This window comes from Acidovorax sp. AC410 (assembly GCF_979253235.1).
On sequence record NZ_CEEDCG010000001.1, the window covers coordinates 4,855,899 to 4,877,269 of the forward strand.

Below are 21,371 nucleotides of genomic sequence, written 5' to 3' on the forward strand. Positions count from 1 at the left end.
TTCTTGCCAACCGACCCACCGATATGCTTGCCACCCTTTACTACGCGCTGATGCTCCTGCTCGGGTACGCCGCCTACCGCTACGGGCAGAAGCTGCTTGCCCAGGGCTTGCGCGACGAGAACGACGAGATCGCCAAGCCGCCCCTGGGGCCCGTGGGCTTTGTGGTGTGCGCGGCCATTGCCTGCTTTCTGGGCTTTGGCCTGCTGCGAGCGCTGGCCCGCGGCGAGATAGAGTGCGTTGGCAAGGGCTGCCGGGGGCAGGTGTACACCCTCGCTGAACAGGCCGGCCAGTACTGGGGCAACGTGTTCTTTCTCGCCTGGATAGTGCTGTTCCTGGCGTACGCGCTGTACGTGTCGTTCAGGATCTGGTTTCGGGACTGATGCAAGGCGCCAGATCAGTCAGCATGGCGCTGGGGGTGAACCAGGGCCGCGAACACGGCGTACTGGGCGATGCCCAGCGCCATCCAGGCGCTCCAGCGCGGTGCCCCCAGGCCCTGCAGCAGGTACGCGGCGCACAGCCCGATCACGCCGCTCTGGATCACATAGGCCAGCAGCTGGCCCAGGTCGGGGCCATCCTTCTTTCGGCCCCAGAAGTAGGCAACGATGAAGGGCAGGGGCACCAGAATCAGCACCGCCAGGCCGGCGCTCTGGCAATCCCCGCGGCACCGGTCGCGGGCATGGGCGGCGGACCCCAGAAGGTTCCACAGGACGAAGGCAAGGGTCAGGGCGTGGCGGCGCACGGTGGTGTTTCCAGAATTGGGCACGGAGGCAGGGTTGTGTCGGGATTGGCTTGCGGCCAACGCCATTGTGGGCCGGGACGGCTTACCGCATTGCCGGGTGAAACACGGAGGAAGCAGGCCTTCTTTGAGCGATGGGCGCGGAACTTTCCGACGGCCTTCCCGGCGCCAGCCCGGTAGCTGGTGCGGGGCGCCTTGGCTGTTACACCAGCCGAGTCATCGGCCGTTTGCTCCACACGGCGTAGAAGTAGGTGGCCTGCAGCACCAGCGCGCACAGGTAGGTCAGCGGGTAGCTGGCCCATATGCCTTGCAGGCCCAGCACCTGCTGCAGGGCATAGGCCAGCGGCACCAGCAAAAAGGCCAGGCACGACAGCGAGATCGTGGTCGGCACACGCACCGTGCCCGCCGAGCGCATGACGCCGGTGAACACGCTGGCCATGCCGAAGGCGAGGCTGCCCCATACGGTGATGCGCAGCACCGTGGCGGCCAGGCCCACGACGGTCGGGTCACTGGTGAACAGGCGGGTTGCCAGCGGGGAGGCGATTGCCACGGTGCAGGCCAGGCCGCCGGTCAGCGCCAGGTTCATCCACAGCCCCACGCGCGTGACGCGGCGCACCTCGTCGGGGTTGTTGGCGCCAATGGCCTGCGCCGCAAAGACGGAGGCTGCAATCGCAATCGACATGGCCGGCATCTGCACATAGGCCATCACCTGGTTCACCGTACCCCAGGCCGCCGTGGCCTGCCAACCGTAGCCGTTGACCAGCCGGAGCAAGAGCACATCGGCCAACGAGCTGGTGATGAAGAACAGCCCGGTGGGCACGCCCAGCCGCACCACGGTGCGCAGCAAGGGCACGTCCCAGCGCAGGTGCGGGCGCAGGTGCCTGGGGGCCAACAAGTGGTCTTTGCGCTGCAGGTGCCAGGCCAGCCAAACGACGGCCACGCCGTTGCCTATCAAACTGGCCCAGCCGGCACTCGCCGTGCCCAGCCGGGGTAGCCCCAGCCAGCCCAGGATGAAGGCCGGCGTGAGCAGCATCCACAGGCCCGAGGCCAGCACCAGCACGCGCAGCGGCGTGGACGTGTCGCCCAGCCCGCGCAGCAAGGCTGCGGCCAGTTGGTGGACGAACAGCACAGGCATGGCGAGGAACAGGATGTGCGCATAGGCAACTGCCTCCGGCAGCACATCGTCCGCCGTGCCCAGCATGCGCAGCAGCTCGCCAATGACCGTGGCGCCCAGCACCGCTACCCCGCAGCCCAGTGCCAAGCCGCCGACCAGCACGGCGCCAGCGACGCGCCGCACCTTGTCCGGGTCACGTGCCCCCCAGGCCTGGCCGACCAGAACCGAGGACCCCGCGCCCAGCCCGATCACGAACGCGATGCAGCACATGAACAGCGGAAAGAAGCTGACCGCCGCTGCCAGGGCCCGCGCGCCCAGCAACTGACCCAGGCAGATGATGATCACCGTGCCGCCCAGGGCCTGCAGCAGGTTGGTAGCGACCAGCGGGCCGAGAAAGCGCAGGAACCGGCGGGGCAGGGTGGTCGTCGTCGTCGGGGTGGCGCTGGTGTCTGCTGGCATGGGAGGGCCATGGTAGGCAGGGTGCTTGCGGATGGACAAGCACTCTGCGGTTGGGAAAGCAACGATTGGGAGGCCGGCTATTGCAGCTATTGGCCAATCAGCTTCTTGGCGTGGTCGTGCAGGTACTCACCATAGGTGCTGCCCTTCGGTGCCGGTGAGGCCGAGGTGCTTTCGGAGCCCTGTCCTTGTACTCGCCTCAGGGTGTACTCGCTCAGGCACTGCCAGTCGGGCAACAGCTCCTCCGCCAAGTGCGCATCACGGGGGCCCAGAATCTTGCGCAGGACTTCCAAGGTCGGAATCGCTGGGTGGTTCCGGTTGCTCACGCGGGTGGTCTGCATGACCATGCCGCGCTCCACCCGGATGAAAATCGACTCCTCCAGAATGTAAAGACCGTCGGCAGGTCTGCACAGACCCTTGCCTTGCTGGGTTACCAGGTCGGCGGTGATCCACTCTGCAAAGATGGGTTCGCCAGTTCCGCCGTAAACGGTCTCCAGCTTGATGTCGCTACCGCACTTGAACAGGGCAACCAGCCAGAGGCGGCGGTCAGCAATTCTCCATTTCCCTTTTGGCGCGCCGATGGCGGAGCAGCGTTCCTGCCGTCGTATCTCCCGGGTTTTCTCGTTTTCCTGCAAGTCGAGCGACACCTGGTCTCTTGGCGTCACAACGTTCCACACGCCATCGTTGTCGATCAGGTCTCTCAGTGGCGTGGTCGCACTGCAAACGCTGGCGAATAGAAGGGCTGCCACACCAGCGATGGAATGGAACGGTCTCATGTCTGTTCTTTCTGCGATGCGTCCGGCGCGCGTTGCGAACGGGGGGGAAGCCACCGGGTGTGCTCGGGTCGGGACGGACTGAAAAATTCATTCTAGGGTAGGTGTTTTGAACAGGCCGATGACTTTTTGTACCGGACGTCCGGCTCGGGCATGATGATGGCCGCCCCTGCCTAAGATGCCCCACACCCTGGAGGAGACAGCCGCCATGCACCGATACCACCCCCGCGCGTTCGCTGCTGCCACGGCCAGGCTACTGCTGGCCCTGGCAGCCCTGTGGATGCTGTCCACGGGCTTCGCACCGGACGCGCAGGCCACCACGGTCAGTGCTGGCTACCAGACCGGGTGCTCCGTCTCCGACGTGGGGGTGCCCACATGCTGGGGCATGGTGCCGTTGCCTGCGTCGGCCAGGGCCCCTGTGGGCATAGTCGACATCAAGACCAGCAACGGATTCAGCTGCGCTTTGCAGGACGACGGGGCTGTGAGCTGCTGGGGCGCCCAGAACGAGTTCTACCAGCAGGGCTATGTGTCGCCCTGGCTCCAGTCGGGCGCTCCGGCGGTCCAGTACTGGGCGGGCCAGGACATCGGCCTGGTCCGGGCCACGCAGATCGCCCTGGGTGCCCGGCACGGCTGTGCGCTGGGGCGCGATGGCGCGGTCTACTGCTGGGGTGATGCGGGCCAGGGGCAGATGGGTGTGCCGGAGCGCGGGAGCACCATGGTCTCCTATGCCGTCAGGGTGCGAGGGCTCTCCGATGTGGTTCGCATCGCGGCGGGCAACGGCAGCACCTGCGCGGTGCACCGCTCGGGCGCGGTGTCGTGCCTGGGCGCTGGCCGGCAACTGGGCAGTGCTGGCGACGACCCGCGCACGCCCCTGCAGGTGCCGGGCATCAGCGATGCGGTCGATGTCTCCATCTTCGATGGCCATGCTTGTGTGCTACGTGCGGGCGGGCAGGTGGCGTGCTGGGGTCGCAATACCTCTGGCGAATTGGGCGTGCCGGCCAGCGCAGGCAGCGTGAACACCCCAGTGGCCGTGCCGGACCTGGGCGGTGCGGCCAAGGCCGTTTCGGCAGGCTACGGCTTCACCTGCGCGCTGCTGGACAACGGCACGGTGCGCTGCTGGGGCGACAACGCGCTGGCCCAGGCAGGCACCGGCAGCAGAACCACCAACGGCACCAACACCCCCATCATGGTCCCCGCCTCGGGCCAGGTCATCGGCATCACGAATGCCATTGCCATCAGCGCCGGGGCGACCCATGCCTGCGCCGTGCTGGACGGCGGCTACGTGAACTGCTGGGGCGCCGGCGCTGGGGTGCACCATGGGCTTTGCCGTGGCGGCGAGGCGTTCTACCCCGGCATCGGCGTGCTGCCCCATCCCCAGTTCAACGCGGGCGCGTGCTTCAGCGGCACGGGGTCCATCAGCCCGTATGCCATGCCCGGCCTGGGCCCCGCCAAGGACGCGGGCGTCGTCATGGAGTGGGCGGAAAAGGCCATGCCGCAAATCTTTGTGCGCCCCGGCCCCGGTAGCTGGTACGTGCCCGATTGGATCACCAGCTACTACGAGCGCATCTACCCCGGCGGGCACCACCTTGCCGTCAACGGCCACGGCACGCCCCACCTGATGTACCAGGGCCCCGAGAGCGGTGGGCGCCTGCTGGACCTGGGGCCGCTTGCGCAGTGGGTACGGTTGGCCAGGCAGTGACCGCAGATGCACCGTGAAACCTGCGTACGCGCGCCCGGGGTATCGCCAAGCAGCGGCGCTGCAATACAAGCAACCGGGGGGATTTGTTCGGTGCGGTGAATGGAGGGGTCAGGACGCTAGCCCGGTTGAATCGGCGGGGGCCTGTGCAGCCCGTTGCAGGCGGCGCAAAAACACCTGCATTTCCTTGTACGCCTGGTGGTCCCCGTTGCGCTGGGCCACCGCCATGCCCTGGGTCCAGGCGTGCTGTGCGGCATCGGGGTGGTCGTGCAGGGCATGGGCTTTGCCGAGCAGCTTCCACGCGGCGGAGTAGTCGGGCGACCATTCAACGCACCGCTGCAGATGCTCGGCCGCGGTGCCAGGCTCGTTCATCTTCAGGTAGTGCGATCCCAGCGCGAACCGGAGCAAGGCGTTGTCGATCCCGCGTTGGAGCAGGGCTTCGAGGGGTTGGATGTCCATGGTGCAGGGGCCGGGGGGAGTTGCGTTGCCCCTGTTTTTAAAACATCAACCGCACTTGAGGTCAAGTGTTTGTCAGACATCGGACCGGTCCAGGCGTACGAGTCGGGACTCTCTACCAACATGAATTGCCATGCCTCTTGCATGCGAGTTTTGAGGGGCTGTGTGGGCTGAGAATGAAATCTGTGAGGGTCGTGTCATCTTCCGGTGCAATGCAGCCATGCATGCTCCCATCGCAAAGTAAAAAAGGGGCGCAGACATGCGTCCACGCCCCTCTCACTTTCTTGCATCACCGGGCTCCTGCCCGGCACGCTCTTCAGCTCAGCCCACCAGCTCAGCCGCCTGGGCCGCAGGCACCACCCCGTAGTGGTCCAGCTGCATCGAATACTGCGCACGGCCTGACGACAGCGCACGCAAACTGCCGATGTAGCCGAACATCTCTTTCAGCGGTACCTCGGCCTCGACCGTGGCGGCGTTGCCGCGTTGGCCCTGGCCGCGCACCACGCCGCGGCGGCGGTTCAAATCACCGATGGCGTCGCCCAGGTAGTCGGCGGGGGTGATGACCTCGACGGCCATCACCGGCTCCAGCACCTGGGGCGCTGCCTTCGCAAAGCCTTCGCGGAAGGCGGCCATGGCCGCCAGCTCGAAGGCCAGCGTGGACGAGTCGCGCTCATGGAAGCTGCCGTCCACCAGCGTGGCGGCAAAGTCCACGGCAGGGAAGCCTGCGACCACGCCTGCCAGGGCGGCGCGGCGGATGCCAGCCTCCACGGCGGGGATGAACTCGCGCGGCACGGCGCCGCCGACGATGCGGTTCTCGAACTGGATGCCTTCGCCCCGGGGTAGGGGGGCGAGCAGCAGCCTCACCTCGGCGAACTGGCCGGGGCCGCCCGATTGCTTCTTGTGTACATGGTGTACCTCCACACTCTTCGAAATGGTCTCGCGATAAGCCACCTGGGGGCGGCCGACCGACACGTTGACGCCGTGGCGTGCGCGCAGTTTCTCGATCGAGACTTCGAGCTGCAGCTCGCCCATGCCGGACAGAATGGTCTGGCCGGATTCGGCATCGTGCTGCAGCCGCAGGCTCGGGTCCTCGCGCAGCAGGGACTGCAGGGCCTTGGACAGGCCTTGCTGGTCCGCGCTGGCCTTGGGCTCGATGGCCACGTGGATCACCGGCTCGGGCACGCTGATCTGCTCCAGCACCACGGGGTGGGCCGGGTCGCTCAGGGTGTGCCCCGTCAGCGTGTCCTTGAGGCCCACGACGGCGGCGATGTCACCCGCCACCAGCTCGTCGCGCTCGATGTGCTTGTCGGCATGCACTTCGTACAGGCGCGACACGCGCTCGGCCTTGCCCGTGCTGGCGTTGAGCACCACGTCGCCGCGGGCCAGCCGGCCTGCGTACACGCGCACGAACACCTTGGCGCCGTGGTCGTCGGTGACCACCTTGAACGCCAGGGCCTTGAACGGGTCCGCAGCGGTCTCGCTTCCTTCGCGCACGATGTCGTCCGGCGAGGGCAGGTAGTCCACCACGGCGTCGAGCAGGGGCTCCACGCCGCGGTTCTTGAAGGCCGAGCCGGCCAGCGCAGGCACGAAGGCACCTGCCAGCACGCCCTTGCGGAGGCCGGCGCGCAGCACGTCCACGGCGATCTCTTCGCCGTTCACATACGCCTGCAGGGCGGCTTCGTCCTGCTCCACGGCGGCTTCGACCAGGCGGGCGCGGGCGCGCACGGCCTGCTCAAGCAGGTCGGCGGGTACGTCGGCTTCGCGGTAGGGCGCACTCGCGTCGTCCTTGTCCCAGATGCGGGCGCGCAGGCTCAGCAGGTCCACCACGCCGCGGAAGTCGCCTTCCGCACCGATGGGGATCTGCAGCGGCACCACGCGCACGCCCAGGCGTTCTTCCATCATCGCCACCACGCGGTAAAAGTCGGCGCCCACGCGGTCGAGCTTGTTGATGAAGGCGATGCGCGGCACGCGGTACTTGTCGGCCAGGCGCCAGTTGGTCTCGGTCTGCGGCTCCACGCCGGCCACGCCGTCGAACACGACGACCGCGCCGTCGAGCACGCGCAGCGAGCGGTTCACCTCGATGTTGAAGTCGATGTGGCCGGGCGTGTCGATCAGGTTGAGCTGCGTGCCCTTCCAGTGCACGGTGACGGCCGCGCTGTTGATGGTGATGCCGCGCTTTTGCTCCTGCGGGTCGAAGTCCATGTGCGCGGTGCCGTCGTGTACTTCGCCGATGCGGTGGCTTTCGCCGGTGTAGAACAGGATGCGTTCGGTGGTCGTGGTCTTGCCCGCGTCGACGTGGGCGATGACACCGAGGTTGCGCAGATGGGCGTTGCTGGTATGGCGTGAATTCTTGGTCATTGCGAATCTTTCAATCTTTCTTGCGGCTGCACTCGGCTCTGCGAGCAGCTGCCGCCTGGTTGGCTTTGCGCCAGCCCAGGCATCACAAAAAAGGGATTCGCCTGGTCGCTAGCGTCTGGGATGTGTGCTGTCGCCGGAGCCCGGGCGCACGGGGCTCATGCTCCGGCGGTCGGGAATCGTGGCGATCAACTTGTCGTAGGTACGCATGGGTTGAGAAGTGAGTAGGTCAGTGGTCTGAAAACAAAAAACCCCGGAGGAGGAGCCTGCCGGGGTTTGGGGGTCCGGAAGGCGCACGGCCCTCCGACACGCGATCGAGGGGCGCAACTAGGTGGCGAACGATGCCTTGATCACGTTGGTGAGGATTTTCATAGTGGGTGGATTATCCCCGTGGTGCAGAACACTTGCAAGCGGGCCTTGCTATCGCCGCGATAGCCAAAGGCCTGGTGCTTGAATTGGCAGATGGTGCCCTTCTACCCCGCCACAAGGGCCCAGCGCTCGTGGTCGCGCCAGCGTCCGCCGATCTTGAGGTACTTCGGCGAGTATCCCTCTTGCGTGAACCCGCACGAGCGCACCAGCGCCAGCGAAGCCGCGTTGCCGGGCTGGATGTTGGCCTCCAGTCGGTGCAGCTTGAGCGTGCGAAAAGCATGGCGCATGGCCTGCATGAGCCCTTCGCGCATGAAGCCCTGGCGCTCGAACCCCGCGAAGGCGTAGTAGCCGAGGTAGCCGCTGCAGAAGGGCCCCATCACCATGTTGGTGATGTTGACCACGCCCGCCAGTTCCAGCGCGCCGGTTTCGCCTTGCCGCACGACGAGCAGCCCGCAATGGCCGGGCGCCTGCATGCGTTCCACGTAGGCCGTGAACTGCTCGGGCGTGGCCGGTGGTGACACCCACGGCCGGTGCAGTGTCCGGCTGGCGCGCACGGCGGCAAGGAAGACAGGTTGGTGCATCGCCTGCACGGGCAGCAGATGCACGCGAGCGGCGGTTGTGGGTGGTTTGCGGCGGGTGGTCACCTGGGGATTGTGACCCCGCCGCACGCCTTCCGTCAGGCTCAGAACTTGGTGGCCTTGATGTCCGCCTTGGCCTTGTCGTAGTCGGCCTTGGCCTGCTTCTCGCAGGCGTTCTTGGCATCGCCCGACTGGTCGTCGCACTTTTCCTTGGCGACCTCGTGCGAGCCTTCGGCCTTGGCCTCGGCCACCTTGCGGGCATGGGCGGGGCTGGGCTTGTGCTGCTGCTCCAGTTCGGCCTTGGCGATCTTTTCCTTCGCTTCGGCTTCTTCTTCGCAGACGTCCTTGGCGTTGGCCTTCAGGGTGTCGCACTGGGCCTTGCCGGCTTTGTAGTCGGCTTCGATCTTGGCCTTGGCGGCTTTGTACTGGTCATCGGTCAGGGCGTGGGCGCCGGAGCAGACAAGAACGCCCGATGCGATGACCGCTGCAATGATGCTCGTCTTCATGGGAACCTCCTTGGATGAAAGACACTGCACTGTCGCCGTGCCGGTGCCCGGCCGGCGTAGGCCATCGCTGACGAAGGAGGTCGGAGGCCGGTGTGTCGGCTGCGATGTGCAAAGGAGGGTTCACGCGGCCATGTTGCGGTCACGTTGCGCTGGCGCGGCCGGGCTGCCTGGCGCGCTTTTGCGCGCCGCAGCGGTTCATGCCCCCTCGATGACTTCTTTCACCCGCCGCGCGAGCGCATCCATGTCGAAGGGTTTGGTCATGACGTGCATGCCGGCCTCCAGGCGCCCCTCGTCGAAGGCGGTCTGTGCGTAGCCGGTGACGAACAGCACCTTGAGGGCTGGCCGTTCACCACGCGCGGCATCGGCCACCTGGCGGCCGTTCATGCCGCCGGGCAGGCCCACGTCGGTGATGAGCAGGTCGATGGCGCGGTCCGAGCGCAGCCAGCGCATGGCTTCGGCGCCGTTGCCGGCCTCCAGGGTGGCGTAGCCCAGGTCCTGCATCACCTCGACGATCAGCATGCGCAGCGATGCCTCGTCGTCCACCACCAGCACGGTCTCGCCCTGGTCCGCACGCGGCGCGGCGGCGGGGCCTTCCTCGGCCATGCCGTGTTCGGGCGCGCGCTCACTGCGCGGCAGCTCGATGCACACCGCGGTGCCCACGCCGACCTGGGACTCGATGCTGACCCGCCCGCCGGACTGCTTGGCAAAGCCGTAGACCATGGACAAGCCCAGGCCCGTGCCCATGCCCAGCGGCTTGGTGGTGAAGAAGGGGTCGAAGGCCCTGGCCGCCACCTCGGGCGGCATGCCCACGCCGTTGTCGCGCACGCACATGCAGACATAGGCACCGGGTTGGAGGTCGGCGGCATGGGCCGCGCGTGCATCCAGCGTGTGGTTGGCGGTCTCGATCACGATGCGCCCGCCCTGGGGCAGGGCGTCGCGGGCGTTGATGCACAGGTTGAGCAGGGCGCTTTCGATCTGGCTGGCATCCACGTGTACGCTCCACAGGCCGGGTGCAGCGGCGATCTCGATGTCGATCTCGGGGCCGACGGTGCGGCGCAGCAGCTCTTCCATGCCGTGTACGAGTTCGTTGAGCGACAGGGTCTTGGGCTCCAGCGTCTGCCGGCGCGAGAAGGCCAGCAGCCGGTGGGTGAGCGAGGCGGCGCGTTTGGCCGCGCCTTGGGCCACGCCGATGTAGCGCTCCATGTCTGGCGTGATGTGGGCGCCGCCGCGGCGGCGCAGCAGTTCGAGCGAGCCGGTGATCGACGCCAGCAGGTTGTTGAAATCGTGCGCCAGGCCGCCCGTGAGCTGGCCCACGGCTTCGAGCTTCTGGCTCTGGCGCAGTTGTTCCTTGGCGGCTTCGAGCTCGGCCGCGCGCTCTTCGACCTGCCGCTCCAGCGATGCGGCAAGGGCCTGCAGCGCCTGCTGGGCCTCCCTGCGGCCCAGGATGGAGCGCAGGCGGTCGCCGACGTCGCGCACGAAGGCCACCTCGTCCTCGGTCCAGGTGCGGGGCTGGCTGTGGTTGAGGTACAGCAGGCCGACGAAGTTGCCCTGCTCGCTCAGCGGCATGTTGAGCACGGCGCGGGCCGATATGGCCTCCAGCGCATGCGCCGTGGCCTGGGTGCGCGGATCTTCGCGGGCATCGGCAAACGCCACCGTGATGCCGCGCGACAGGTCGTCGATGTAGGAGCCGTAGTCGCGGAACTGCAGCACGCCTGCCAGGCTCTGCACGCCGGGGGCGTTCCAGTCGCGCTCGATGGTGATGGTTTCGGCGGTCTTGTCCACGACGCCGTAGCCGGCGCGGTCCACGTTGAACTGGCTGGCCAGGGTTTCTGCTGCGGTGTAGCTGATCTCGGCCACGTCGTCCATGTCGCGGATGCGGTCGCTCAGTTCAGTCAAGGCCAGGCGCCGGGATTCGGCGCGCCCGATGGCGGCGTCGGCCTCGCGCAGGCGGTGCTCGGCCGCGCCCAGGGTGCGCCGGCTGGCGGCTTCCGACAAGGCGCGGTCCAGCACCACGGGCAGGCGCGCCAGCCGGTTCTTGCTGACGTAGTCGGTCGCGCCGCGCTTGAGCAGCTCGACAGCGTTGTCCTCGCCGATGACGCCGGAGACGAAGATGAAGGGCACCTCGGGCGCAAGCCTGCACGCCGTTGCCAGCGCCGCGCCGCCAGAAAACCCCGGCAGCTCGAAGTCGGACAGGATCACGTCGAAGCGCTGCCCCGTGAGCGCCTGCACGTAGCCGGGTTCGTCGCTGACCACCGTGATGCGGGCGCCCGGACGCGCGTTGCCCAGCGCCTCGACCAGCAGCTCGGCGTCGAAGCGGGAGTCTTCGAGCACCAGCACGCGCAGCGGCGCCGATGGCGTCGCCGCAGCATCCACCGCGGGCGATCGATCAGGGTTGTTCGTCATGGCGCTGGGCCCTGTAGGAGCCTGGTGGCGGCTCGTTCAATACCGCCCAGAACACGCCCAGGTCGCCGATGGCCGAGACGAACCGATCGAAGGCGACGGGCTTGACGACATAGGCATTCACGCCCAGTTCGTAGCTCTTGACGACGTCGTTCTCTTCCTGGGACGAGGTGAGCATCACCACCGGCAGGCTGCGCAGCGCGGCGTCGGCGCGCACGGCCTGCAGCACCTCGAGCCCGTTGACCTTGGGCAGCTTGAGGTCCAGCAGCACCACAGCCGGGTTGCCCGCATCACGGCCCGCAAAGTCCCCTTCGCGCCGCAGGTAGTCCAGCGCCTGTGCGCCGTCGCGCACCACCACGACTTCGTTGGCCAGCTGGCTGCGCTCCAGCGCGATCAGGGTGAGTTCCAGGTCTCGCTTGTCGTCTTCGACGAGCAAAATGGGCTTAAGCATCGGGGGCTCCGGGAGGAGATGGGGGAGAGGTGTCCGTGACTGGTGCCACGCGCGGCAGGGTGAAGCCAAAGCGGGCGCCCTGGTCCGGCGTGCCTGCCGCCCAGACGCTGCCGCCGTGGCGCTCGACAATGCGCTTGACGATGGCCAGGCCGATGCCCGTGCCCTCGAAGTCTTCGGCCTGGTGCAGGCGCTGGAACACGCCAAACAGCTTGCCCACGTATTCCATGTTGAAGCCCACGCCGTTGTCTTCGACCTCGATGCCATCGCCCTCGGGCCGGCGGATGGCGCGCACGGCGATGCGGGTGGTGTCACGGCCGCGCGTGTATTTGAGGGCGTTGGTCAGGTAGTTGCGCGTGGCCATCTGCAGCAGAAACGGGTCGGCAAACAGCACGGGGTAGCTGTCGTCCAGCGCCCATTCCACGCGGCGCTGGGGCTCCTGGCGCGAAAGTTCGCGCACCAGGTCCTGCACCAGCACGCGCATGTCAACCGGTCGCTGCTTGAGCGCTGCCCGGCCCATGCGCGAAAAGTCGAGCAGGGCATCGACCAACTGGCCTGCGTAGGCGGCGGCGTCCTTCACGTTGCCCAGGTAGCGCAGGGCGCGCTCGGACAGGGCTTTCTTGTCGAGATCGACCACCAGGTCCACATAGCCGGCGATGTGGCGCATGGGCGCACGCAGGTCGTGCGAGACGGTGTACGAGAAGGCCTCGAGCTCCTTGTTCACGCGCGTGAGCTCGTGGGCCACCTCGGCGAATTCTTCGGCCCGGCGCAGCACGATGCCGATGAGCGCCTGGCGCAGTTCACCCGCCACGCCCACTTCGGCGGCGGACCATGGGAGCGAGGTGCCGCGGATGCGCTCCTGCCAGCTCTCGAAGCTCAGGCGTGGGTGGATGCGGCCATCGGCCGCCAGCAGGCTCTTGTGCGGATTGCCGGCCCAGGTCACGGTCTTCACGATCTCGGGCCGGAACCAGAGAATGAGGTGGCGGTGTACCTGGGAGATGGACACCGCCAGCACCCCGGCCGCAATGCCCGGCAAGCCCTGCGCCGGCGCATGGTGCAGGGCCAGCTGGCTGGTATGGAACACCTCGACCCCCTGGCCTGCCACCCAGGCGGCCAGGGCCTGGATATCGGGCACAGAAGGGACTTCGCCCACGCTCCAGACCTCGTCGTCGCGCACCACGGCCGCGCCGCTGGCGCGGGCAAAGCGCAGCAGGCCGGGCGCCTTGGCCAGCAGGGAGAGGGTTTCGTCGCTGTCGGCCAGGTGCGCCACCATGTCGAGCGTGAGCTGGCGCAGGGCGAGCCGCTCGCCGACCTGGCTGGTGGCTTCCTTGGACTGGATCTGCAGCGCCAGCAACTGGCCCAGGTGCTCGCAGGCCAGGCGCGTGGCAACGCCGATGACGCGGGGTGCGTGGTCGTGGCACGAGACCAGGCCCCACAGCTTGCCCCCGATGACGATGGACACCGACATGGACGCCAGCGTACCCATGTTGCGCAGGTACTCCAGGTGCACCGGCGAGACGCTGCGCAACTGGGCCTGCGACAGGTCGATGCCCGAGGGCGCCAGCGAGCGGTCTTCGCTGCGCAGCGGTACGGGCGTGTAGTTGGCGTCGGCGATCAGGCGAAAGTGGTTGAGCAGGTACAGCGCGCGTGCCTGCTGCGGAATGTCGTCGGCCGGGAAGTGGTGGCCGGCATAGCTGTCGTACCCCGGGTCCAGGTCTTCGGCCAGCACCTGCCCGTGGCCGGCTTCATCGAAGCAGTAGACCAGGCAGCGGCCAAAGCCCGACAGGCGTTTCATCTCGGTGGCGGCCAATTGGGCCAGCTGCCCGATCGAGTCGGCGTCCTGCAGGCGTGGCAGGAAGACGCGGGTGAGGGAGTAGATCGGCGCTGCGTTGCCATCCGCGGGCGAGGCCGGCTCGAACTCGACCAGCAGGTGCTGGTCGGTGCGGTGGGCCGATACGTCCCAGGGTTGGCCATCGAGATTCCAGGCACCCAGCGAGGCGGGTGCGGCACCGGGCTCCAATGCGGCCAGCGCGGCCGGCGCGCCCGCTGCCAGCCGGGTGGCAGCAGACTCAAGCGCGTCGGCCTGCCAGTTGTCGCTGAACGCCCGCAGCTGCAGGGTCGAGGGGTCGAGAACCAGCAGACGCCCGTGCGGTTGAATGGCCCCAGGTACGCGGATGGGCTCTGCGTGGCAGGCCGACAGGTCAGGATCAAGGGCTTGGGGCAAGCCGGAGATGGATGTCATGAATGAAGATGGAGTGACCCCCCGACCGACCGGAGTATCAAAAGGCCATCATGCCTTCAAATGGCGTCCGCTTGTGTCAGAGCGTTCCTACGCTGCCTGTGGGTCAGCAGGTGTTCTTGGCGCGCACATTGCCTGCCTGCGCCGCGCTGCACCCCCGGCGGGGTGGGGCGGTGGGCCGCGACCCGTGGCGGGCCGCTGCCGGTGTTTTCAGAAGAATTCTTTTTCCGCCAGCCGCAGCGCCGGCAATCGGCCCCGGGGCTCCTTGTGCAGCGCCACGGTGAGAACAGCGGCCCCACCGGCGTCACTGGGCTGGGGGGATGCCGGGTCGCTGGGGGGCTGGGCCTGCGGCGGCGCTGCTGCCACGGTCACGGCGGGGGTGCGGGCCAGGGCGCCGCTGGCCAGGTTGCGGTAGCGCAGGTCGTACTGGCCGGGGGCCAGTCGGTCCACGGTGAAGCGCTGGAAGGCGGGCACGTAGATGTGGCGCACGACCTGGGGCTGGCCGCCGTCTTGCGACACGAGCTTGACGAAGGCGTCCGAGTCGTTGTTGCTGTTGTCCACGGTGAGGCTGCCCTCTCCGTCGTTGGCCAGCAGCGGATAGCCGTCCACGTAACCGGCGCTGGCCGGCCAGGGCCGGCCATTGGGCGCCGTGGCGGGGCGCGTGTAGCGGGGCGGGTTAAAAAACACGGGCACGGAGAAGCCGCGCAGCGGGCCGGAAGCTGCCGTGGCGGAGGCGGCCGCGCTGCCCGGGTCATCGCCCAGGAAGGGCTTGGGCGACGCGGTGACCAGGGCCAGGCAGGCCACCACGGCGCCCAGGGCGTACAGGCTCCAGTTGCGCTGCAGGTGCGAGCTGGGGGCGGCAGTGTGCGCTGGCGGCAGGGTGGAGCGGCGGTGGCGCCGGCGGCGTGCCGGGGGCTCGGACGCATGCAGGGGCAGCGGCCGCGTCTGGTGGTAGTGCTGCGGTGCCTCGCTGTGCATCCACAGCGGGGGGATGGTCGATGGCGGAGGGCGGCGCAATGCGGTTGCGGTCTCGTCATCGTCGTTCTGGGCCACCCACAGGTCGTGCAGCGCGCGCTGGTGCGGGTTGGACAGCACGGCATAGGATGTGTCGACGATGGCCATCTTGCGCGCGGCCAGCGAGTCGCCCGGGTGGCTGGCCGGGCCAAACCTGCGCACCATGGCCTGGTAGGCAGCGTCGATCGCTGCCGGCGACGCATCGCGCGCCACCTTCAGGTTGTCGTAATGGGTGTGCAGCGTAGTCACGCGGGTGGCCATGGGGTGAAGGATTCGCCGACCGTACTGGGATGCAGGTGATATGAAACCACATGTTACATCGCAGGCGTCCTGTAATTTGTAGGACAGGCCTTACAAATACCGGGGATGGTGATTTGCGTCACGCAACTGCGTATGCGCGCGCGTGCATAGGCGCCTGTGCCGCGGCAACGGCTCCTGTACAGCCCGGCGCTTCGGGGGGCGTCAGAGGGTTTGGGGATTTTCCTGGCCGATGACCACCAAAAGCCGAGCGAAGTGGCCGCGGCTACTCTGCGCTTATGCGACGCAAGAGGGACTACGGTGCATCTTCGTCAAAGATGCGCGTGTAGTCTGCAAACTTCTTGCTGCCAGCCAGGTCGTCGGCGATCACCTTCCGGGCGGTCTCGAAATCGACCACGAAGCAGCAGACCTCCATGGTGCCGCTGCCGATGCTTCCGCCATCGCAGTGGCCCAGGCCGGTCCAGCCCAGAGTGTCGTTGAGGCGGTCTTCGAGGTCGTGGCGCTTCTTGATGTCGGCCTTGGTGCCCATGCCATCGATGGCGTACTCGACCAGCAGCGTCACGTGGTCGTCCAGGTCGATCTCGGCAAAGCCCTGGGCCTGCATGGCCTGGGCCTCGGCCTCGACAACATCCTTGGCCTTGTCGGTCCCTTTGGTCTTGACGGTCTTGAACTCGCCGCGCGTGCCCAGTTCACCCCAGTGCACGATGTGTTCGCCTTTGCCTTCTTTCCAGGTTTCCCAGTATTCCTTCCTGGTGTCGGAGAAGCGGTAGAGCTTGAGCATGGGGCGGGGGGTGTGGTGGTGGCTGTGGGACCGTATTGTGGCGTCGTCCGGGCGGTTGTGGCCTGCAGCTATTGCCAGTTGCAAAAGTGGCCGGAAAGAGATAAGTCTTGGGTGTGGGTCGGGCCACGGCGCCGTGTTCGGCCCATATGGCTTGGCCGGGGTGGCGCTCAGGCCGAGGGTGCGGTAGGTTTTATATCGCTGGCGGGTGTGCGCGAAGAAGACCATCGGCAGCTTGGGTTTTGGCGTGTGCGGCCCCGCAGCATGCCGGCGGCCAACCCCATCGGGTTCACGCCCCGGAAGGCCTGGAGTTGCGGTGCGCCAGGACCAGGATGATCGGCACGAGCAACTCGGGCACCAGGTAGCCGATCCATGTCGCGGCCGGCTCGGGCAGGCCCACCTGGCTCATCGAGACCAGGCGCCCCACGGCGGCCATGGCCACGCCCAGAGCGATCAGGTACACCAGCGCGCCCTGCTGGCGGATGGTGATGGCGGCCCATGCCGCGATGAAGCCCATTGACAGGTACACGCCTGCCATGAAGCGGTGTACGTTGTCCAGCCGGGGGGTGGTGTCGGGCTGGCCCAGGAACATCTGCAGCGTGCCGCCAAAGACGGCGATGGCGGCGACGAGGAAGAGGCAGACCTGCACCACGCGCTGGCGGCCGGTGACGGTGGATGGCTGTGGGCTGGATGGCATGGCGGTTCCCGGTGGGTGGGCCGAGGCGCATGCCAGGGTTGCTGCATGCTAACGCCGGGGCGACCGGTTTGGCAAAGCATGTTTGGCATGCATTGGTCCACTGAAACCGACAGTCAGGTCCCTTCGCCCTCAGGCGAATTCAAGTCCCTTGTTCGCAAGGCCCACCAGGTCGATGCGCGTGGCGGTCAGATCCAGCTGGGCCGCCATCACCACCACCTCATTGAACGAGACCCCGCTGGCCATCAGGTCCGTGAGCGGCCTGAGCTCGGCCTGCGTGCCTGCGCGGCCCACCACGTTGGTCCACAGGAGCTGTGCCACCTGGGCAGGCGTCTGCGCCCCAAGCAGTTGCAGGCCGATGCCCGCAATGGTCTGGCTGCTGGCCCCGGCATCGAGCAGGCGGATCACCTCGCCCACCACGCCCTTGTTGGCCAGCAAGCCAGGGCCACCCAGGGCGCCGAGCAGCTTGGCTGCCTGGCCGGCGTTGCCATTGAGGTCCAGCGCCAGCTTGGTGTCGTTGAAGGTCAACCGCTCCACCCGCGCCACATCCAGCATCGCGCCATCGGTCAGGCGCTGCAGTGTGAAGCCGCCATTGCCATTGGCCTGCACATGGGTCTGGCCCAGCGTGGCAGGGATCACCACCGTATCGGTGCCGGCACCGCCGTCCACATACCGGGCCAGGCCCAGCGTGGGGCTGATGGTGTTGTGGCCCGCATTGCCCGTGACGGTGACCTCGCGGATGGCATCCACGCGCACAGCGCCTGCGGCACCCATGCCTTCGAGCAACTGTGCTGGCGTCTTGCCCGCGCTTTGCTGCGGGAAGAACTGGGCAAACAGGGTGGCCACCTCCAGCGCCGACGTGCTGGTGAAGGGTTGGATGATGGCCCCCTCGCCTTGCGTGAGATCGCGCCCCAGCCACTTCTGGAACAGGAAGGCGGCAGCCTCCTCGGCGGCACTGTGCGCCACGGTGAGGCTTGGGCCCGTCGCAAAGCGCACCTGCTCCACATCGACCAGCCAGTCCGAGACGCCACTGGCGGTGTGCGTGAGCTTGATGCCCGCACCATCCAGGGTGACCGTGTAGTCGCTGCGCGCACCTTCCTGCACGGCCACATCAAAGCCCGTGCCGCCATTGAGTTTGTCGCTGCCGGTGCCACCCGAGAGCAGGTCGTTGCCTGCACCACCGAACACGATGTCATCCCCCGCATCACCATAGACCTGGTCATCACCGCCTTCGCTGCCCACGGTGTCGTTGCCGGCGCCGCCGTGGAGGGTGTCGTTGCCCGGGCCGAGCACGATCCACTGGGCGTCACCATCGCCGCTGGCCATGTTCTGGCCGGCGCCGCCGATGGCGCGCACGGCACCGACGACGGCCACGAACTCCACGTTGTCCACCTGGATCACGGTGCCCGCGGGCAGGGCGCGTGCGTCGATGATGACGGCCTGCTTGCCGTAACCCGCCGCGGCGCTGCCGTTGATCACCAGGGGCACATTGGGGTTGAAGCCGGTGCCCGCCGTGGGCCTGATGGTCTGCACCACCAGCGGTTCGCTGGCGCCCAGGGTGGCCAGGAAGTCCTGTGCCTGGGGGCCCAGTTCGGAGCTGGTGCCCGCCGCAGAATCGATGCGCTGCAGGAGCTCGGTCTGCGCGGCCGAGCCCGTGGTGCTCACGGACTGCCCCACGGCCGTGAGGCCCACGCCCACGGGGATGCTGACGGACACCAGGGCGTGGCCGTCGGTGGCCTTGACGATGGGGATGTCGGCCAGCGGGCTGCCCGAGCCGGGCGTATCGGTCCGGTTGCTGGCGACCACGGGCACCGTGGTGGTGGTGGTGCCGTCGGGCGCCTTGGTGATGATGACGGGCGTTCCATCCACGTTCGTCGATGGCCCAGGCGTGCCTCCTACGGTGATCGCGTTGCCGGTGAGGTCGGCGATCACCACGCTCGCATCGGCACCGGCGTTCCAGTCCTCGGCAAAGGCGATGTTGTAGGTGGTCCTGTCGGTGGCGCTGGTGCCGGTCTTGTCCAGCAACTGGTTCACGAAGGCCTTGTCGGAGGCGCTGAGCGTGAGGCTGAAGGTGGTGGCGCTGGTGGTGTCCACGTTAGGGGTGTCGGTGAGCACGTAGGTGCCGCCGCCCTTGCCGGTGAAGGTGAGCTTGTTGGCCACGATGTCGTTGGCGGTGCCGGCCTTGCCCAGCAGGTTGGTGCCCGTGACCACCAGCACCCCGGTGCCCACGTCGTAGGTGGCGCTGGTGACGGCGGGTACGGCGATGTTGCTCACGGTGATGGCATTGCCCGTGAGGTCGGCCACCACCGACGCCGCATCGGCACCGGCGGCCCAGTCCTCGGCCGCGGCCAGGTTGTAGGTCGTGCCACCGCTGGAGCTGGTGCCGCTCTTGTTGGTCAGCTGGTTCACGGCGGCCCGGTCGGCCGCGCTCAGCGTCAGCGTGAAGGCGGTGGCACTGGCGATCTCCACATTGGCCGTGGTGGTCAGCGTGTACTCTGCGTCCCCCTCGCCGGTGAAGGTGAACTTGTTGGCGACGATGTCGTTGGCGGCCCCCGCCAGGGCGCTGAAGCCGGTGCCGGTGACCACCAGGGCGCCGCTGGTGGCGTTGTAGGTGGCGCTGGTGATGGTGGGCAGCGGCCCCGGGCTGGATACCGTGATGGCATTGCCCGTGAGGTCGGCGATGCTGCCGCCCGTGACCACGCTGTTCCAGTCGTCGGCCGCGGCCAGGTTGTAGGAGGTGCCGCCCGTGGAGCTGGTTCCATTCTTGTTGAGCAGCGCCGCCACCGCCGCGATGTCGGCACCCGAGAGGGTCACGGCAAAGCTGGTGGCATCGATCACCTCCACGTTGCCCGAGGTGAGCAGCACGCGGGTGACGCCACCTTCGCCGGTGAGGGTCAGCTTGTTGGCCGTGACATCGTTGCTGGCCCCGTCGGTCTTGACCAGGTTGGTGCCCGTGACCGTGAGGACATGGGTGCTGGTGTCGTAGGTGGCGCTGGTGATGGTGGGGGCGGCCACGCTGGCGGCGGTGACGGCATTGCCGGTGGTGTCGGCGGAGGCCCCCGACTGCCAGCCTGCGGCGGCAGCCAGGTTGTAGCTGCTGGCGTCCACCGCCGCGCTGCCGTTGTTGTTGAGCAGGCCGTTGACGTTGAGCTTGTCCGCCGCGTTGAGCGTGACCGAGAAGGCCGTTGCGCTGCTGGCGGTGACGTTGCCGCTGGTCAGCGTGTAGCTGTTGCCGCCCTGGCCGGCGAGGGAGAGCTTGCCGACATCGACATTGCCACCGCTGGCCAGGTTGCTGCCGGTGACGGACAGAACCCCGGTCGATGCGTTGTAGGTGGCGCTGGTGATGGCCGAGGCAGCTGCGACCGCAGGCTCGAAATCCAGATCATCGAGGGCCAGGGAAAGGTTGGCTCCCGCGAGGGTGAAACTGGTGATGTTCTGGAAGTCGGTATTGCCCGACGTGCTCACGTTCTGCTGCAGCAGGGGCACGCCATTGCTGGTGTAGGGCAGGGCCGCCCCGCCATTGGGGGTGATGGTGATGCTGGCATCTGCCGTTGCGTGGAAACTCAGGTTGTTGAGCCGGAATGCACTGCCATCGGCCGCCTCCACCTTGATGCTGGAAATGCCGGAAGCGCCGGCCTGGTTGAAGCGGAGAAAGTAGTCCGTGCCGTTGTTGCCGAGCGGTGACAAGGCGCTGCTGTTGGAGACGACGTGGGTGTAGCTGCCGGTGCCCGTGACCGTGTACTTGATGCCATCCTGCGTGAACGTGGCCGTGGAGAAACTGGCGCCCGCATTGGTATCGTAGTTTTCGTCCGCGGGCGCGGCCAGCACGGCGGCATAGTGGGCGGGGCCCACCAGCGCAGGGGTGTGGACGGCGCCGTGGTGCCGGCCGAGCACCCAGTCGCCGCCCAGGTGCGGTGAACCGGTGAGATGGGTGGACGCCGCCACGTTGGCCCCGAACAGGTCGGACAGCGTGCGCAGCAATGCGGCCCCTTGCCGGCCCGCGCCAGAGTGGCAGCCGTAGAGCAGCACGTCACCATCGTCGGCGAGCGCACTGCCGATGGCGCGCAGCAGGTCGGCGTGCGCGGGGGCGTTGCCGGTATCCAGCACGGTGGTACCCCAGTGCAGGCGGCCATGGCTGCCGTGGGACAGCACATGCACAGCGCCGATGCCGCTGCGCCCCTGCAGGTGCCCGGCCATCTGCGCCAGCCCGTCACGCATGCCATCGAGCACCACGACCTCGGCACCCTGCGGGGCCGCTGTGGCCAGCGCCGCGCCATCGTGCAGGTCGTTGAAGATGAAGACCACCTGCACGGGGCTGTGTGCGTTTGTGGGGTGGGTGAGGTCGTCCATAGAGTAGGCCATGCTGATTGCATCCTCGTTCTGGCGGACAGGAGACCGGATACCTGCGGCAGCGGATCTCCATCGGGGACCGGATACCCACGCGGGCGTTCGGCAGGGGGCGCGCGGCACAACGGCATGGGCTGGAAACGCCCAGGACGTG

Annotated in this window: 16 protein-coding genes; 2 read left to right on the forward strand and 14 right to left on the reverse strand. The window is 67.6% G+C overall.

All coding sequences use genetic code 11. The features are described 5' to 3' along the window. Nucleotides 1-23 precede the first annotated feature (23 nt). A complete protein-coding gene (locus AC0IZS_RS22530; protein WP_471637679.1) occupies nt 24-380 on the forward strand; it encodes a hypothetical protein in 357 nt (118 codons plus the stop codon). A 14-nt stretch (nt 381-394) separates the two neighbouring features. On the opposite strand, the gene AC0IZS_RS22535 is transcribed toward AC0IZS_RS22530, so the two are convergent. From AC0IZS_RS22535 to AC0IZS_RS22545, 3 genes are all read right to left on the reverse strand, one after another. Then, nucleotides 395-763: a hypothetical protein gene (locus AC0IZS_RS22535; RefSeq protein WP_471637680.1), complete on the reverse strand. Its 369-nt coding sequence runs from the start codon at nt 761-763 to the stop codon at nt 395-397. 175 nt (nt 764-938) lie between these two features. Beyond that, nucleotides 939-2,309 carry an MATE family efflux transporter gene (locus AC0IZS_RS22540; protein ID WP_471637681.1) on the reverse strand — a complete coding sequence of 457 codons (1,371 nt, stop codon included), beginning with the start codon at nt 2,307-2,309 and terminating at the stop codon, nt 939-941. A gap of 86 nt (nt 2,310-2,395) precedes the next feature. Next, the gene (locus tag AC0IZS_RS22545) at nt 2,396-3,082 is read right to left on the reverse strand and encodes a hypothetical protein (protein ID WP_471637682.1); all 687 of its coding nucleotides are present in this window, start codon (nt 3,080-3,082) and stop codon (nt 2,396-2,398) included. Between the two features lie 205 nt (nt 3,083-3,287). Between AC0IZS_RS22545 and AC0IZS_RS22550 the strand changes: the two genes are divergently transcribed. After that, the gene (locus AC0IZS_RS22550) at nt 3,288-4,778 is read left to right on the forward strand and encodes an RCC1 domain-containing protein (RefSeq protein WP_471637683.1); all 1,491 of its coding nucleotides are present in this window, start codon (nt 3,288-3,290) and stop codon (nt 4,776-4,778) included. Nucleotides 4,779-4,886: 108 nt separating this feature from the next. On the opposite strand, the gene AC0IZS_RS22555 is transcribed toward AC0IZS_RS22550, so the two are convergent. The 11 genes from AC0IZS_RS22555 to AC0IZS_RS22605 all read right to left on the reverse strand — a co-directional run bounded on the left by AC0IZS_RS22555 (nt 4,887) and on the right by AC0IZS_RS22605 (nt 21,232). Continuing rightward, entirely contained in the window at nt 4,887-5,234 is a 348-nt protein-coding gene (locus AC0IZS_RS22555; RefSeq protein WP_471637684.1) for a tetratricopeptide repeat protein, read from the reverse strand. Between the two features lie 318 nt (nt 5,235-5,552). Beyond that, the gene (gene fusA, locus AC0IZS_RS22560) at nt 5,553-7,589 is read right to left on the reverse strand and encodes an elongation factor G (RefSeq protein WP_471637685.1); all 2,037 of its coding nucleotides are present in this window, start codon (nt 7,587-7,589) and stop codon (nt 5,553-5,555) included. A 470-nt stretch (nt 7,590-8,059) separates the two neighbouring features. Next, nucleotides 8,060-8,560, reverse strand: a complete 501-nt coding sequence (locus tag AC0IZS_RS22565) for a GNAT family N-acetyltransferase (protein WP_471637686.1) — start codon at nt 8,558-8,560, stop codon at nt 8,060-8,062. Between the two features lie 77 nt (nt 8,561-8,637). Further along, complete coding sequence (locus AC0IZS_RS22570; protein WP_471637687.1) at nt 8,638-9,039, reverse strand: hypothetical protein; 402 nt, start codon at nt 9,037-9,039, stop codon at nt 8,638-8,640. A 195-nt stretch (nt 9,040-9,234) separates the two neighbouring features. Then, nucleotides 9,235-11,442 carry a response regulator gene (locus AC0IZS_RS22575; protein WP_471637688.1) on the reverse strand — a complete coding sequence of 736 codons (2,208 nt, stop codon included), beginning with the start codon at nt 11,440-11,442 and terminating at the stop codon, nt 9,235-9,237. Further along, nucleotides 11,426-11,890: a response regulator gene (locus tag AC0IZS_RS22580; protein WP_471637689.1), complete on the reverse strand. Its 465-nt coding sequence runs from the start codon at nt 11,888-11,890 to the stop codon at nt 11,426-11,428. Before AC0IZS_RS22580 ends, AC0IZS_RS22575 begins: the two co-directional genes overlap by 17 nt. Then, nucleotides 11,883-14,129 (reverse strand): ATP-binding protein, encoded by a 2,247-nt coding sequence (locus AC0IZS_RS22585; RefSeq protein WP_471637690.1) that lies wholly within the window; start codon nt 14,127-14,129, stop codon nt 11,883-11,885. The genes AC0IZS_RS22580 and AC0IZS_RS22585 overlap by 8 nt, the downstream gene beginning before the upstream one ends. Nucleotides 14,130-14,336: 207 nt before the next feature. Then, complete coding sequence (locus AC0IZS_RS22590; RefSeq protein WP_471637692.1) at nt 14,337-15,401, reverse strand: J domain-containing protein; 1,065 nt, start codon at nt 15,399-15,401, stop codon at nt 14,337-14,339. 292 nt (nt 15,402-15,693) lie between these two features. Further along, nucleotides 15,694-16,179, reverse strand: coding sequence for a hypothetical protein (locus tag AC0IZS_RS22595; protein ID WP_471637693.1), 486 nt, complete (start codon nt 16,177-16,179; stop codon nt 15,694-15,696). Nucleotides 16,180-16,465: 286 nt separating this feature from the next. Continuing rightward, nucleotides 16,466-16,873 (reverse strand): DUF4345 domain-containing protein, encoded by a 408-nt coding sequence (locus tag AC0IZS_RS22600; RefSeq protein ID WP_471637694.1) that lies wholly within the window; start codon nt 16,871-16,873, stop codon nt 16,466-16,468. Between the two features lie 129 nt (nt 16,874-17,002). Continuing rightward, the gene (locus tag AC0IZS_RS22605) at nt 17,003-21,232 is read right to left on the reverse strand and encodes a DUF4347 domain-containing protein (RefSeq protein WP_471637695.1); all 4,230 of its coding nucleotides are present in this window, start codon (nt 21,230-21,232) and stop codon (nt 17,003-17,005) included. Nucleotides 21,233-21,371: the final 139 nt, after the last annotated feature.